This is a genomic window from Microbacterium sp. DT81.1, assembly GCF_049844955.1.
Classification (GTDB): domain Bacteria; phylum Actinomycetota; class Actinomycetes; order Actinomycetales; family Microbacteriaceae; genus Microbacterium.
In genome coordinates this window covers 186405-199383 of the sequence record NZ_JBNCMA010000005.1, presented here as the reverse complement: position 1 = coordinate 199383, position 12979 = coordinate 186405, and the positions used below count along the sequence as shown (strand labels likewise).

Below are 12979 nucleotides of genomic sequence, written 5' to 3'. Positions count from 1 at the left end.
CGGACAAAGTAGTCAAGGAGGACGATGTGATCCCCGACCGCATCATCGAGCAGGGAACGCTCACAACGGACGGACCGCGCACCGCGGTCGAAGTTCGGCTGCCGTGGTACCGCGCTCTGCCGGGCTCATGCATCGCCGGCGCGAAGCTCAGCGTCGACGGCGTGGAGGCTCCGGCGGAGTCGCTGCGCTGGAGCATGAACGGCCGGGAGTTCGGCTTTCCCGAGCTCGTCGACGAGACAGGTGAGTGGTGGTTCCCCACCGACTCGGCCGTGTTGTCCGGCGAGCTGCCGGTCACGCCTGGCGAAGACCACGAGGTCCGCGTCGATCTCACGCTGTTCATCCCGTACATCATCATCTCGGACACCGAGACGCTCCACATCGAAGAGCACGACGTCAAGACCATGACCCTTCGACAGGCTCAGGGACCGGAGACAGCAGCATGAGTACACTCGGTACTCCCATTCAGGGCGTGACCCTCTACAGCTTCACTCGCGCGTTCCACGGCCGCGAGTACGACCTCGAAGGGCTGATCCGCAAGGTCGCCGCCGAGAGCTACGGCCCCGGCCTCGAGATCATCGGGTTCTCCAGCTTCCGCGGATTCCCGCAGATCGAGGACTCCTTCGCGGGCTGGTTCCGCGATCTGGTCGAAGAGGTCGGCCTCGTGACCACCTCGCTCGCAGTGAACGCCGACATCGGCATCCACCGCGATCGCCTGCTCACGCAGGACGAGCTGATCGACTACATGACCCTGCAGATCAAGGCGGCGGCCAAGCTCGGCTTCCCGATCGCGCGCGTGCAGATCTCCATCGAGCCTGACTCGATGGAGGCGCTCGCTCCCATTGCGGAGGCGCACGGTGTCACCCTCGCTCTCGAAGTCCACGCGGATCAGTACGCGTCGCATCCGCGCATCCTCGCGCTGCGCGACCGCTACGAAAAGGTCGGGTCGCCGTTCCTCGGCTTCACGATGGACTGGGGGGCCACCGTGAGCGGCTTCGCGCCGTCGCTCATCGAGGCGTACCGCCGTCGCGGCGCGTCGGACGAGCTGCTCGGCAAGTTCGTCGACCTCTGGAACACGTATTACGAGCAGGGTCCGCCAGCCGACCAGGCCGAGCACGGTCGGCGGTTCGGCTCGTTCATCGGCCTCGCCGCGCAGAACGGCCGCCCCGATCTGGGCATCGACGTCGGCATCAACGGCACCGGCCTGTTCGGCCCGGCCCGGGTGGACGACTGGCTCGAGATCATGCCGTGGATCAAGCACGTGCACGGCAAGTTCTTCGGCATCGACGAGACCGGTGAAGAGCCTTCCGTTCCCGTGCGCGACCTGATCCGTCTGCTCGTCGAGAACGGCTACTCCGGCGCGATCTCCAGCGAGTACGAGGGCTGGCACTGGAACTACTGGCAGAGCCCGTTCGAGATCATCGCCGGCGAACAGGCGGTGCAGCGCTCCGCCGCTGCCGATGCCGGCTCGCGGATGATCACGGATGCCGCCGAGGCGCGCAGCATCCTCCATTCCCACCTCGCTCAGCCCGTCCGCGGCTGACACCGACCCTTCGAGAAGTTCAGGGACCAACAGACATGACTGAAGACAACGGCATCGCCGGTACCGGCATCAAGCTCGGCATCACCCTCTACTCCTTGACGTCCGAGTTCGCCGCGGGCCTGTACACGCCCGAGACCCTCATCAAGGCGGCCGCCGATCACGGGCTGGGGCCGGGCATCGAGTTCAACATCGCCCAGATGCTGCGCACGTACCCGGATGTCGACGATGAGTTCGTGAAGATCTGGCGCGACGGCATGGATCGCTACGGGCTCGAGCCCAGCGCGATCGGCACGAACCTCGACATGGGGCGCCGCAAAGAGCGCGACATGACGCCGGACGAGGAGCACGACTTCCTGGCGCGTCAGCTCAAGACAGCGCACACCCTCGGCTTCAAGAAGATCGTCATCCGCTCGCACGGCAAGGAGCTGCTGCGCAGCCTTCTGCCGCTGGCCGAGAAGTACGACCAGAAGCTCGGGTACGAGATCCACGCGCCGTCGGGACCGAACGATCCGCAGGTGCTGCAGATGCGGGAGATGTACGACGAGCTCCAGTCCGACCGCCTCGGCTTCACGGCCGACTTCTCGTCGACGATGCACTCGCTCTCGCCGACCCTCCTCCGCACACTCAGCCAGATGGGCATGGACGAGAAGTACTTCCCGGTCATGGACGAGATCTGGCACGAGCCGACGCCCATGTACGTGCGCAACCAGAAGTTCGAGGACTTCCTGATCTCGGAGGGCGTCGACCCGCTCCGATTCGGCCCGTTCACGCGCCTCGCGTTCAACATGCACGGGCTGGTCCCGCCGGAGGAGTGGCTGGACATCATGCCGCAGATGTTCCACGTGCACGCCAAGTTCTACGACATCGACGAGAACGGCGACGAGCCCGCTATGGACATCCCGCGCATCGTCCGGCAGTTCGTCGAGGGGGGCTACCAGGGCTACCTCTCCAGCGAATGGGAGGGTCACGCCTTCTCCGACCTCGGCGAATCCGACCCGATCGAGCTGGTCAAGAAGCAGCACGCGCTCATGCGTCGCGCCATCGAAGAGACCGTGAGGGAGAAGGCCGTTGTCTGAGGCACTCAGGGCGGTCCCCGTGGTTCGACAAGCTCACCAACCAGTCGAGGGGTCGTCCGACGCTTCGTCCGGCTCAGCGACCGTTGCCGAACTCCAGGCCGAGCTGGCGACCCTCCGCGAAGAAGTCGTTGCCGTCCGCGCTCTCGCGCAGCGGGCGCAGGATCGTGGCGCGGTCGAGAACCTCTTCAACCGCTACATGTACCTGCACAACGCGTTCCAGGACGAGCAGATCATCCCCCTTTGGGTGAGCGAGGGCACGCCAGGCATCCGTGCGCGCTACACGAACGCCGGCGAGTACACGACGTGGGAGAGCGTCACCCGCTACCACCGCGATCGGCCGAGCCCGGAGGGCAAGCTCATCCTGCACGCGACGACGACCCCCGTGATCGAGGTCGCCGCCGACGGCGAGACGGCCAAGGGCGTCTGGCTCATGGCCGGCACCGAGTCGGGCCTGACCGACCCCGAGGTCGCCAAGGAGTTCCCCGACATGTACTCGCCGGGCGAGGTGCTGGGAAAGAAGGTGTGGGCGCACTGGGTCTGGTGCAAGTACGCCATCGACTTCCGCAAGCAAGACGGCGAGTGGAAGTTCTGGAAGTTCCGCTGCTACGAGCTCGCCCGTGCGCCGTTCGAGGAGAACTGGGTCAGCTTCGGCCTGAAGAACCAGGGCGCCTTCGACCTCGACCTCATGTACTTCGGCGACGACGGCAAGCCGGTCTTCATGCCCCCGGCCGACCAGCCGGCGCCGGACAAGAACCACCCCTACAGCCCGTCGACCGTCCAGAAGCTCGAGCCCGTACCGCCCGTGCCGCACGACACCTTCACCGACACCTTCCACTGACCCACCGCAACCGAGGAGCCGACCATGGCCACCCACAACTCCCTCTTCTCCGAGAAGGACGTCCACCGCCGCGACGACGCGATCGCCGTCTCGGTACAGCTCCCGTGGTACCGCAGCCTGTGGCTGTCGGCCGTCGACGACGTGGCGGCATCCGTCAACGGCGTCGCCGTTCCGAAGGAAGACCTGCGGTTCGAGCTGAACGGCACGAGCTACCGCATCGAGGAGCTGCCCGAGCAGTGGGACACGCTCTGGTTCGTCGCCGACAAGCCCGAGGTCGTCATCCCCCTCGATCACGCTCCGGCCGCGGGCGAGAAGCTCACCATCGAGGTCGTGCTGACGATGCGGCTCCTGTACATGCAGATCGCGCCCGGCACCGACGGCGGCCCTGGTCGCTACGTCACCAATCGCGTTCCGGTCGAGCGCGAGGTCGTCCTGGCATGAGTGCGGGCACGGCGCGGCCGCTTCGCGTCGCGATGATCGGCTACGGCTTCATGGGCGCCACCCATTCCGTGGGCTGGCGCCAGGCGCCGCGGATGTTCGACCTCCCCGAGGCGGTCGAGATGGCCGTGATCGTCGGCCGCAACGCCGAGGCGGTTGCCGGGGCCGCGGAGAAGTGGGGCTGGGCCGAGTCGGCGACGGACTGGCGCGAAGTGATCTCCCGGGATGACATCGACATCGTGGACATCGTCACCCCCGGCGACTCGCACGCCGAGATCGCGATCGCCGCGCTCGAGGCCGGCAAGCACGTGCTCGTGGAGAAGCCGCTCGCGAACACGGTTGCAGAGGCGGAGGCGATGGCGGATGCCGCTTCCAGAGCCGCCGCGCGCGGCGTACGCTCGATGGTCGGCTTCACCTACCGGCGTGTTCCCGCGGTGACCTTCCTTCGGGACCTGATCGCCGAGGGCGTCGTCGGCAACGTCCAGCAGGTGCGCGCGGCGTACCGCCAGGATTGGCTCGTCGACCCCGAGATGCCGCTGGCGTGGCGCCTGCAGAAGGAGCATGCCGGTTCCGGCGCCCTGGGCGACATCGGCGCGCACATCATCGATATGACCCAGTTCGTGACGGGTCAGACCGTAGACGCCGTCGCGGGCACGATCGAGACGATCGTGAAGGAGCGCCCGCTCCTCGGATCGGGCTCCGGTCTGTCGGGCACCGCTGCGGAGGGATATGGCGAGGTCACGGTCGACGACGTCGCCCTGTTCACCGGGCGCCTCTCGAACGGCGCGCTCGTCTCGTTCGAGGCCACCGGTTCGCCACCGGCCGGAAGAACGCGCTGACGATCGAGGTCTCGGGCGACAAGGGCGCGCTCGCGTTCGACCTCGAAGACCTCAACAGCCTGCAGTTCTACGACCGCACTGCCCCCGCCGACCGCCAGGGCTTCACGAAGATCCTCGTCACCGAAGCGCAGCATCCGTACGTCGCCGCGTGGTGGCCCGCCGGCCACATGCTCGGCTACGAGCACGGCTTCTCGCACCAGGTCGTCGACCTGGTCACCGCGATCGCCGAGGGAACCGACCCGCACCCGTCCTTCGCCGAGGGTCTGTCGGTGCAGCGCGTGCTCGACGCCGTGGAGCGCTCGAGCGAGCACGAATCCGCCTGGGTCCGCATCGCCGCGGGCGTCCCGGCATCCGTCTGACGAATCCGACCGAAGGAGAGCGCGATGGCGCGTCCGATCACCCTGTTCACCGGCCAGTGGGCCGACCTCCCGTTCGAAGAGGTGGCCCGCCTCGCCGGCGAGTGGGGCTACGACGGCCTCGAGATCGCCTGCTGGGGCGACCACCTCGACGTCTCCCGCTGGGACGACGCCGACTATGTGCAGTCGCGGCTCGACATCCTCGAGCGCAATGGACTGAAGGTCTACGCGATCTCCAACCACCTCACCGGCCAGGCGGTATGCGACGACCCGATCGACGAACGGCACCGCGACATCCTGTCCGACCGGGTCTGGGGCGACGGGGATCCGGAGGGCGTGCGGCAGCGCGCCGCGGAGGACCTGAAGGACACGGCTCGCTTCGCTGCGAAGCTCGGTGTGAAGACGGTCAACGGGTTCTCGGGATCGTCGATCTGGAAGGCCGTCGCGATGTTTCCGCCGGCCTCGGACGAGTACATTGCACGCGGGTACCAGGATTTCGCCGACCGGTTCAACCCCATCCTCGACGTGTTCGAAGAGGTGGGAGTGCGGTTCGCGCTGGAGGTGCATCCCTCCGAGATCGCGTACGACTACTGGAGCGCGAAGGACACGCTCGAGGCGATCGGCCACCGCGAGAGCTTCGGCTTCAACTTCGACCCGTCGCACTTCGTCTGGCAGCAGCTGGACTACGTCGCGTTCGTCCTCGACTTCGCCGCCCACATCTTCCACGTGCACGTGAAGGAGTCGATCACCAACCTCGACGGGCGCAACGGCGTGCTCGGTTCGCACCGGCCGTGGGCCGACCCGCGCCGCGGCTGGACCTTCGTATCGACCGGTCACGGCGCCGTGCGGTGGGAGCCGCTCTTCCGCGCGCTCAACGCGATCGGCTACGAAGGTCCGACGAGCGTCGAGTGGGAGGACGCGGGCATGGACCGGCTGATCGGCGCCCCGGAGGCGCTCGCCTTCGTGCGCCGGCTCGCGGAGATCACGCCACCCGCCGCTGCGTTCGACGCGGCGTTCTCGTCGAAGTAGCCGACTCGCGCGCGAGGATGAGGCGATGACAGAGCGACTCATCGGCATCGGCATCCTTGGTGCCGCCGGCATCGCCGAGCGGGCGATCGTGGAGCCGGCGCGCGTACTGGAGGGCGTGCGGGTGATCGCAATCGGCGCACGCGACCCCGCTCGTGCGCGCACCGCGGCCGCTCGCCTCGGCGTGCCCGAATCCGGGGACTACGAGATGGTCCTGAACCATCCCGACGTCGACCTCGTCTACATCCCGCTGCCCTCAACCGTTCAGGCGGATTGGGCGGTGCGGGCGCTGCAGGCCGGAAGGCACGTGCTGTGCGAGAAGCCGCTGTCGGCGAACGGCACGACCGCGGCGCAGATCGCCGAAGCCGCGGACGCTGCGGGCAGACGCGCCTTCGTGGGTTTCCACTACCGGCTGCACGGCTTCACCCGCCGGCTGCTGGAGGTGCTCACATCTGGCGTTCTCGGCGATCTTCAGCGCGTGGAGTTCGACTTCAGCATCCCGCACTTCGTCGTCAAGCCCGGCAACATCCGGCTGGACGGCGACCTCGGCGGCGGGTCGTTCATGGACGTCGGCTGCTATGCCGTCGATCTGACCCGTGCCGCGTGGGGAGAACCCAGGGTGGTCTCGGCCGAGGCGGTTCTCTCTGCCGATGATCCGCGTGTCGACCTTCAGATGGATGCCGAGCTGAAGCTGGCCCGCGGCATCCCGGCCCGCATCCGCTCGTCGTTCATCGGCGACGACCAGGGCAGCATGTCGCTGCGGGTCGTCGGGACGGCCGCGCAACTGGAGGCGACGAGTGTCATCGTGCCGCAGTGGGGTGCCGAACTGCGTGTCACCGCGAGCGATCGCGTGGTGATCGAGGAGAGGGCCGTCGACGGCGAGAACAGCTATGCGCGACAGCTCGAGCACGTGGCCGCTGTGCTGCGCGACGGGTCGCCCAGCCCGCTGGACGCGGCGCTCGGCGTCGGCACGATGAGAGTCGTCGACGAGGTCTACCGGGCGGCCGGTCTGCAGCCGCGCTGAACCGCGCGGTGCCGCTGGCGCCGACTGCTGCCTGGCGCCGAGTGCACGGCCTGCCCTCGAGTGCACGGGATCCCCACGCGAGGAGGCCGTGCCTTCGGCGGGAAGCCGTGCACTCGGCGCGCAGAAGCCTGGCGGCACCTTATTGTGCGCCGCGGGCTCAGCCCTCGTGGTTGTAGTACGGCCAGGGCAGGAAGCGGCGCTCGCCGCGGCGGTCGGGGCCTTCGAGAGCGACCTCGCCCGTCGCCGCCCACTCGACGCCACGCGGAAACATCCGGATGAACTCGATGCGCCGGAACGTGTCGGTGTCGTGGCCGATCGTGATCGTGAACGACCGGCCGGCCCCGTACTGGTTGATCCATGCGAGAGGCTGGTCGGTGTTCATGCCGTTCAGGGCGGGGATGCCGCCGTCGGGGATCACCACCGGATAGTGCGACATCGGCCAGACCGGCGCGTTCTCGTAGGCCTCGAGGTCGTCGAACGTCGTCAGCAGCACTTGAGCGCCCTCGTACATCTGCACACCGGTGAGGATGTCGTCGCCGGTGACCGTCCATGTCGCGTTGATGCCCTCGGTGATCGGGTGCCGCGGCTCGGCGGTCTGCAGGAGCGCCTCGCCCCACGGCCGGGGACGGAGGCCCGTCTCGTACGCACTCAGCTTCGCGCCGCGCATGACGTTGTACTCCTCGGGGTATCCCCAGGAGTCCTCCTGAGCGGCCGAGCCGTGGAACCACACGATGCCCTTGCCGTGGTCGTGCACGAAGCGCAGGAGCGCAGCATCCGTCTCTTCGCCGAATCCCACCGCCTTGTCGAAGTAGCCGTCGCGGCCCTCGAACACGACGATGACGACGTCGTACTTGTCGATGATCTCCGCGCCCAGACCCCTCGGGTCCTCGACGACGCGCACCTTGAACCGACCGGTGTCTTCCAGCAGAGTCGTCAGCCACTGGTTGTGCTGCCGGAAGCTGCGGTGCTCGTTGTCGTGCTCGATCGTCATGTGTCCGGACAGGATCAGGACGTTCAGAAGGGTCATCGGATGTCTCCGTTCAGGGTGCGTCGGGCCAGCGCGAGGTGTTCCCTGGTCATCTGGGTGGGATCATCGTCGAGCCACTCGTGCCCGCCCCACTCGCTGCAGAGGGTGCCCGTGAACTGCGTCCCCGCGAGCTCGGCGCCGAGGTCCCTGATCGGGTTCGAGACGCGGCCGTCGACGTCGTGCAGGTCCCAGAATTTGAGGTGGAACGCGCCGACGAGGGGCAGCACGCCGCGCAGATCGGCGGCGTGCGACCGTCCGAATCGGATCAGCATGTTCATGTAGAGCGTGTGGATGCCGGGGGGCACGGCACCCGAGCGGAGCAGATCGACCACGGCGGTCGCTGTCGACGGGTCGCGCCACGCGTCGCTCAGTCGCTGCACGAGACCCACGGGAATTCCGGCGGAGCGCAGACGCGCGAGGTAGGTGACGGGCAGTGCAGGCATGAGCATCGAGATGTCCACCAGCAGGCGCACACGCGAATCATCGAGCTCGTGGATCACCGCGATCGCCGCCGCAGTGGCGGGAGAGTCGGGCGTCTGCTGCCCCTGGATCTCCTCGAAGAGCACGAGGTCGCGGGCGTGCAGTTCGGGCAGCAGACGGCGCAGCAGGGGCTCGCCCGCCTGGCCGATGGGCAGGCGCACGCCCACGGCACCGAGCCGCTGGGCGGCACGCAGTTGGGGCAGCAGGAACCCGAGGCGTTCGTCGTCGGTTCGCCTGCGGCCGCCGGGCAGCCAGTCGTCCAGGCTCGCGCCGACGATGCCGACCGAGCCGCCGGCGTCGTCCAAGTCCTGACGGAGCGCATCGACTTCCCCGTCGATTGGTTCGGGGAAGGAGCGCCACAGCTGTCCGGGCTCGAGCTCGATGGTCGAGGCGACTCCGGTGCGGACGATGCCGACGGCGATGTCGGGCGCCGGGGTTTCGGCGGCGATGACCTCGGGGGTCCAGTTGAAGGCGCTCGCCGCCAGGGTCAATCCATCCGGCAGGGACACGGTGTCCTCCTCAGGTTCAGGCGACATCGCGCGAAACCGTGCTGCTGAATGCCGCGGCATCCAGCACGAGCGGACGCTCGATGCGGAAGGGCAGGGTCAAGGGGCCGTCCGGGCCCGTCTGCAGGTAGGGAACCGCGAGGCGAAACGACACCGCGACGTCGTGTGCGCCGGCATCCAGCGCCCGGTCCGCGCGGAGGACGATCCGATCCTGCAGGAACCACCACCCGGTCTCCCGCGCCAGAGCCGCGGGCTCGATGGCGCGATCTCCGAGCTCGATGGTCAGCGGGTCGACGCGTGCGCCGTCGATCGTGAGTTCAGGCTCGAGCAGGCTGGCGATCGGAAGCGAGCGGATCCACGGGAGTCCGAGCCGCACGGCGAAGCCGTCGTCGGTGGTGGTCAGCGCGTCGTCGCGCAGGGCGGAGAGCGTCATCGGCATCCTCGTGTCGGCACGCCGGACCCTTCCGGCTTACGCACCTACTCTACATGCTTATGTCGAGAACCCGCAAAAGTAGTGCAGCTCGCCTGGGTGGACTCAGTACGCGGCCTTGACGCGCTCCACGCTGGGCCGGCCGTCGGCGAACCACTTCGGGAAGGTCGCCGTGAACAGCTCTTCGCGCACCATCTCGGCGCCGCCGCGCAGCGGCTCCCGCAGGTCGTTCGCGGACTGCACGATGCTGAGATCGCGCGTCGCGAGCGGCAGCGAGAGCTCGTACACGCGCTGACGCACCTCGGCCAGGAAGACCTCACCGGCCGCGGTGACGGCCCCGCCGATCACGATCACGCCCGGATTGAACATGTTGACGAGGGTGGCGATCGACTCGCCCACGACGCGGGCCGAGCGCTGCACGAGGCCGATCGCGAGGGCGTCGCCGCTCTCGGCGGCCACCGAGATGTCCTCCGGCGTGAGAACTTCTTGCTTCTCGAGGTGCTGTGCCAGCTTGCCGCCCGCGCCCTCGGCGACCGCGGCCGTGGCCTCGCGCACCAGCGCCCATCCTCCGGCGACGGCCTCGAGGCAGCCCACCTTGCCGCAGCGGCACTGTGCATCGGAATCCCGCACCCGCACGTGGCCGATATCTCCGGCCGCACCGTTCGCCCCGCGATGAAGGCGTCCGTGCGACAGCAGGCCGGCACCGATGCCCGAGCCGACCTTGCAGTAGATGAGGTCCGGCTGCTCGTCGCGCCGCTTGGCGCGCTCGCCGAGTGCGAGCAGGTTGACGTCGTTGTCCACCCACACCGGCGCGTTGTAGTGCTCCTCGAAGCGACGTCGAACGTCGAAGCCGTTCCAGCCCGGCATGATCGGCGGCGCCACCGGCCGGCCCGAGACGAAGTCCACCGGCCCTGGTACTCCGACCCCGATGCCCCACACCGGCTCGCTCGGGAGTCGCTCGAGCAGCTCGTCGACCATCGTCATCGCCGCCTCGAGCGTCTCCGCCGGCCCGCGCGAGATGTCCCACGGGCGGTGGGTCTGATCGAGCACGTCGCCATCGAGCGCCGTCACGCCGACGTGGATGTGCAGGGCCCCGAGCGCGCAGACGATCAGGTGTCCCTGCTCGCCGCGGAACCGCAGGGTGCGCGGGGCGCGTCCCCCCGACGACGGTCCGAACTCGCCGTCCTCGATGTAGCCGAGCTCGATCGCCTGGTCGACGCGCTGCGCCACGACACCGCGGCCGAGACCGGTGATGCGTCCGATCTCCGGCCGCGTCGCGGCCTCGCCGGTTCGCACCATGTTGACGATGCGCAGGAAGCTCGTGACCTCATCGGTCTGCGCGCCGAAGCGCAAGGTCGACTGCTTTGCCATGCCTGATTCTGACACAAGCTATGCGCCTTTCAGCCCAGCATCCGCCATCTATGGCCAGAAGGCACGTCACTTATGTATGCTTTCGTCCCAAGTGACTAAACCCGGTCCCCCGACGAAGCGGAGCAGGCATGCGGCATGGAGTCGGGGTGATCGGCGCCGGTCCGGGGCTGTGGGCCCTACACGCTCCCACGCTGGCCCGGCTCTCGGACGAGCTTCGCATCGTGCATATCGCCGACGCGGGAAGCGGCACCGCGGAAGTGATCGCAGGGCGCTCCGGCGCCCGCTGGTCATCCGGCATCCACGACCTGCTCGCCGATGCCGCCGTCGACGTCGTCGTCGTCTGCAGCCCGCCGGCCGTCCACGCGGACCACGTGCTCGCCGCCGTCGCCGCAGGCAAGCGGGCCATCTTCTGCGAGAAGCCGCTGGCGACCAGCGAGGCGGATGCCGCGAGGGTGATCGACGCCTGCAGGGCGGCGGGCGTCGCGCTGCTGGTCGGAACCAATCACCTCTTCGACGGCGCGTGGAACCGGGCGAAGCACCACCTGACCGCCGCCGGAGGCCAGGTGCGTGCCCTTGCCGTGACCATGGCGCTTCCGCCCAACGACCGCTACCACGACGTCGTGACGGAGAGCACGCCGGCAGCGCCGCGAGCCGGCGGGCCGCCGCTGGCGGATCCGAACGTCGCCGCATCCGTCGTCCGTCAGCTGCTCGTGGGGCTCGCTGTGCACGACCTGCCGCTCCTGCGCGACCTCGCGCCGGACCTGGAACGAGTCGTCTACGCGCGCGCCATCGCGCCGATCGGCTACGCGGTCGGGTACGTGGCGTCGGGTGTGCCCGTGCGGCTCACGACCGTGATGCTGCCCGGCGGCGCCGATGCCCTGTGGCGGCTCGACATCACGACCGACGACGAACGCATCGAGGTGACCTTTCCGCCGGCGTTCGTGCACGACGGAAGCGCCGCCGTCCGCGTGCGATTCGCGGACGGCCGGGTCACGGCCTATCCGCCCGAAGTCGAGGACGGGTACGTGGCCGAGTGGCGCGCGCTGCTCGATGCGCTCGGCGGAACGGTCGAGGTGCAGTACGACGAGCTCCTGGAGGACGCCCGGTACGCGTTGCGCCTGGCGGATGCCGCGGCGGCGGCCGTGCTCGCCGGGTCGTCGGTCTCGCCGGCCGAGGAGGTCGTCTCATGATCGGCGTGGTGGCTGAGGTCGAGTCCTACCGCGTCGCGGTCGCCGAGCTTCCGCTCAGCACGCGGCTCGCGGATGACCGGGCGGGCGCGATCGTCGTCGTCGAGGGAACGGCCCGGTGGTGCGACGGCGTGCGGGCGGCTGCTGAGGCGGGAGCCGCGGCGGTCGTCGTGTCGCGACCGGTGGCGGTCGGCGCCGAACTCGTCGAAGCGCTGGTGGCAGACCTCGGATCGCTCCCCGTCCTCATCGAGAGGCCGTTCCTCCGGCACGACACGGTCGCCGACCTGCGCCGCGTGCGCGACGCCGATGCGGCCCGGCCCGCGGTGGTCGCCGTCGACGCGGTGGCCGCGGCATCCACGTTCGATGTCGTGCTGCGCGACGCCATCGGCTGGCTGCGTGTGCTCTCGGGCGGGCGCCCGACGCTGAAGGCCGCGGGCGACGGGACGGCATTGATCGAGACCGCCGATGGCGGGAGCGGCCCGGCGGTGTTGACGGCCGTCCGCGTCCTGGCCGGATCCGACCGCGTGAACGCCCTATCGCTGGGCGAAGTGCGCGCGGAGATCGACGCGTCGGAGGCCGGCGGCGTCGTGTCCACGACGACGCCCATAGGCCGGACGACACTTCCGCGACGGCACGAATCACACGAGAGGCTGACCCTGCGGCGGGCGCTGGATGCCGTCGCCGGCGGGTCGGCCACCACCGATCTCGCCGAACTTGCGGAGGACGCGCATCTTGCCGCGCTGGTGTCGCGAGGCATCCCGCGCCTATAAACATCACTGATCCATCGGATCGTGAAGTTGCCATTCCTGGATACGTCGATCCTGAGCGAAAGTGGGATTCG

Annotated in this window: 13 protein-coding genes and 1 pseudogene; 10 read left to right on the top strand and 4 right to left on the bottom strand. The window is 68.8% G+C overall.

Annotated elements, in window-relative coordinates:
• Positions 1 to 26: 26 nt before the first annotated feature.
• The 8 genes and pseudogenes from ACLQ2Q_RS14805 to ACLQ2Q_RS14770 all read left to right on the top strand — a co-directional run bounded on the left by ACLQ2Q_RS14805 (position 27) and on the right by ACLQ2Q_RS14770 (position 7137).
• Positions 27 to 443 carry a C-glycoside deglycosidase beta subunit domain-containing protein gene (locus ACLQ2Q_RS14805; protein WP_425821238.1) on the top strand — a complete coding sequence of 139 codons (417 nt, stop codon included), beginning with the start codon at positions 27 to 29 and terminating at the stop codon, positions 441 to 443.
• The gene (locus ACLQ2Q_RS14800; RefSeq protein WP_425821237.1) at positions 440 to 1540 is read left to right on the top strand and encodes a sugar phosphate isomerase/epimerase family protein; all 1101 of its coding nucleotides are present in this window, start codon (positions 440 to 442) and stop codon (positions 1538 to 1540) included. The genes ACLQ2Q_RS14805 and ACLQ2Q_RS14800 overlap by 4 nt, the downstream gene beginning before the upstream one ends.
• A 35-nt stretch (positions 1541 to 1575) precedes the next feature.
• A complete protein-coding gene (locus tag ACLQ2Q_RS14795; protein ID WP_425821236.1) occupies positions 1576 to 2616 on the top strand; it encodes a sugar phosphate isomerase/epimerase family protein in 1041 nt (346 codons plus the stop codon).
• Between the two features lie 19 nt (positions 2617 to 2635).
• Positions 2636 to 3454 carry a nuclear transport factor 2 family protein gene (locus tag ACLQ2Q_RS14790; RefSeq protein WP_425821235.1) on the top strand — a complete coding sequence of 273 codons (819 nt, stop codon included), beginning with the start codon at positions 2636 to 2638 and terminating at the stop codon, positions 3452 to 3454.
• Positions 3455 to 3478: 24 nt separating this feature from the next.
• Positions 3479 to 3895, top strand: coding sequence for a C-glycoside deglycosidase beta subunit domain-containing protein (locus ACLQ2Q_RS14785; protein ID WP_425821234.1), 417 nt, complete (start codon positions 3479 to 3481; stop codon positions 3893 to 3895).
• Positions 3896 to 3927: 32 nt separating this feature from the next.
• Positions 3928 to 5090, top strand: a pseudogene (locus tag ACLQ2Q_RS14780) (Gfo/Idh/MocA family protein).
• A gap of 24 nt (positions 5091 to 5114) precedes the next feature.
• Complete coding sequence (locus ACLQ2Q_RS14775; RefSeq protein ID WP_425821233.1) at positions 5115 to 6116, top strand: sugar phosphate isomerase/epimerase family protein; 1002 nt, start codon at positions 5115 to 5117, stop codon at positions 6114 to 6116.
• Between the two features lie 25 nt (positions 6117 to 6141).
• On the top strand, positions 6142 to 7137 hold the full coding sequence (locus ACLQ2Q_RS14770; protein ID WP_425821232.1) for a Gfo/Idh/MocA family protein: 996 nt from the start codon (positions 6142 to 6144) through the stop codon (positions 7135 to 7137).
• A gap of 157 nt (positions 7138 to 7294) precedes the next feature.
• On the opposite strand, the gene ACLQ2Q_RS14765 is transcribed toward ACLQ2Q_RS14770, so the two are convergent.
• From ACLQ2Q_RS14765 to ACLQ2Q_RS14750, 4 genes are all read right to left on the bottom strand, one after another.
• Positions 7295 to 8164 carry a ThuA domain-containing protein gene (locus ACLQ2Q_RS14765; protein WP_425821231.1) on the bottom strand — a complete coding sequence of 290 codons (870 nt, stop codon included), beginning with the start codon at positions 8162 to 8164 and terminating at the stop codon, positions 7295 to 7297.
• Positions 8161 to 9153: a restriction endonuclease subunit R gene (locus tag ACLQ2Q_RS14760; RefSeq protein ID WP_425821230.1), complete on the bottom strand. Its 993-nt coding sequence runs from the start codon at positions 9151 to 9153 to the stop codon at positions 8161 to 8163. Before ACLQ2Q_RS14760 ends, ACLQ2Q_RS14765 begins: the two co-directional genes overlap by 4 nt.
• Positions 9154 to 9169: 16 nt before the next feature.
• Positions 9170 to 9583, bottom strand: coding sequence for a hypothetical protein (locus ACLQ2Q_RS14755; protein ID WP_425821229.1), 414 nt, complete (start codon positions 9581 to 9583; stop codon positions 9170 to 9172).
• Positions 9584 to 9685: 102 nt separating this feature from the next.
• Positions 9686 to 10951, bottom strand: coding sequence for an ROK family protein (locus ACLQ2Q_RS14750; RefSeq protein WP_425821228.1), 1266 nt, complete (start codon positions 10949 to 10951; stop codon positions 9686 to 9688).
• 128 nt (positions 10952 to 11079) lie between these two features.
• Between ACLQ2Q_RS14750 and ACLQ2Q_RS14745 the strand changes: the two genes are divergently transcribed.
• Both ACLQ2Q_RS14745 and ACLQ2Q_RS14740 read left to right on the top strand, forming a co-directional pair.
• Entirely contained in the window at positions 11080 to 12141 is a 1062-nt protein-coding gene (locus tag ACLQ2Q_RS14745) for a Gfo/Idh/MocA family protein (protein WP_425821227.1), read from the top strand.
• Positions 12138 to 12908: a hypothetical protein gene (locus tag ACLQ2Q_RS14740; RefSeq protein ID WP_425821226.1), complete on the top strand. Its 771-nt coding sequence runs from the start codon at positions 12138 to 12140 to the stop codon at positions 12906 to 12908. The genes ACLQ2Q_RS14745 and ACLQ2Q_RS14740 overlap by 4 nt, the downstream gene beginning before the upstream one ends.
• Positions 12909 to 12979: the final 71 nt, after the last annotated feature.

What these genes read in the sequence shown, in the direction of transcription:
- ACLQ2Q_RS14745 (WP_425821227.1), top strand. Translation starts at nt 11,080, where the DNA reads ATGCGGCATGGAGTCGGGGTGATCGGCGCCGGTCCGGGGCTGTGGGCC.
- ACLQ2Q_RS14800 (WP_425821237.1), top strand. Translation starts at nt 440, where the DNA reads ATGAGTACACTCGGTACTCCCATTCAGGGCGTGACCCTCTACAGCTTC.
- ACLQ2Q_RS14765 (WP_425821231.1), bottom strand. Translation starts at nt 8,164, where the DNA reads ATGACCCTTCTGAACGTCCTGATCCTGTCCGGACACATGACGATCGAG.
- ACLQ2Q_RS14775 (WP_425821233.1), top strand. Translation starts at nt 5,115, where the DNA reads ATGGCGCGTCCGATCACCCTGTTCACCGGCCAGTGGGCCGACCTCCCG.
- ACLQ2Q_RS14740 (WP_425821226.1), top strand. Translation starts at nt 12,138, where the DNA reads ATGATCGGCGTGGTGGCTGAGGTCGAGTCCTACCGCGTCGCGGTCGCC.
- ACLQ2Q_RS14750 (WP_425821228.1), bottom strand. Translation starts at nt 10,951, where the DNA reads ATGGCAAAGCAGTCGACCTTGCGCTTCGGCGCGCAGACCGATGAGGTC.
- ACLQ2Q_RS14755 (WP_425821229.1), bottom strand. Translation starts at nt 9,583, where the DNA reads ATGACGCTCTCCGCCCTGCGCGACGACGCGCTGACCACCACCGACGAC.
- ACLQ2Q_RS14785 (WP_425821234.1), top strand. Translation starts at nt 3,479, where the DNA reads ATGGCCACCCACAACTCCCTCTTCTCCGAGAAGGACGTCCACCGCCGC.
- ACLQ2Q_RS14770 (WP_425821232.1), top strand. Translation starts at nt 6,142, where the DNA reads ATGACAGAGCGACTCATCGGCATCGGCATCCTTGGTGCCGCCGGCATC.
- ACLQ2Q_RS14795 (WP_425821236.1), top strand. Translation starts at nt 1,576, where the DNA reads ATGACTGAAGACAACGGCATCGCCGGTACCGGCATCAAGCTCGGCATC.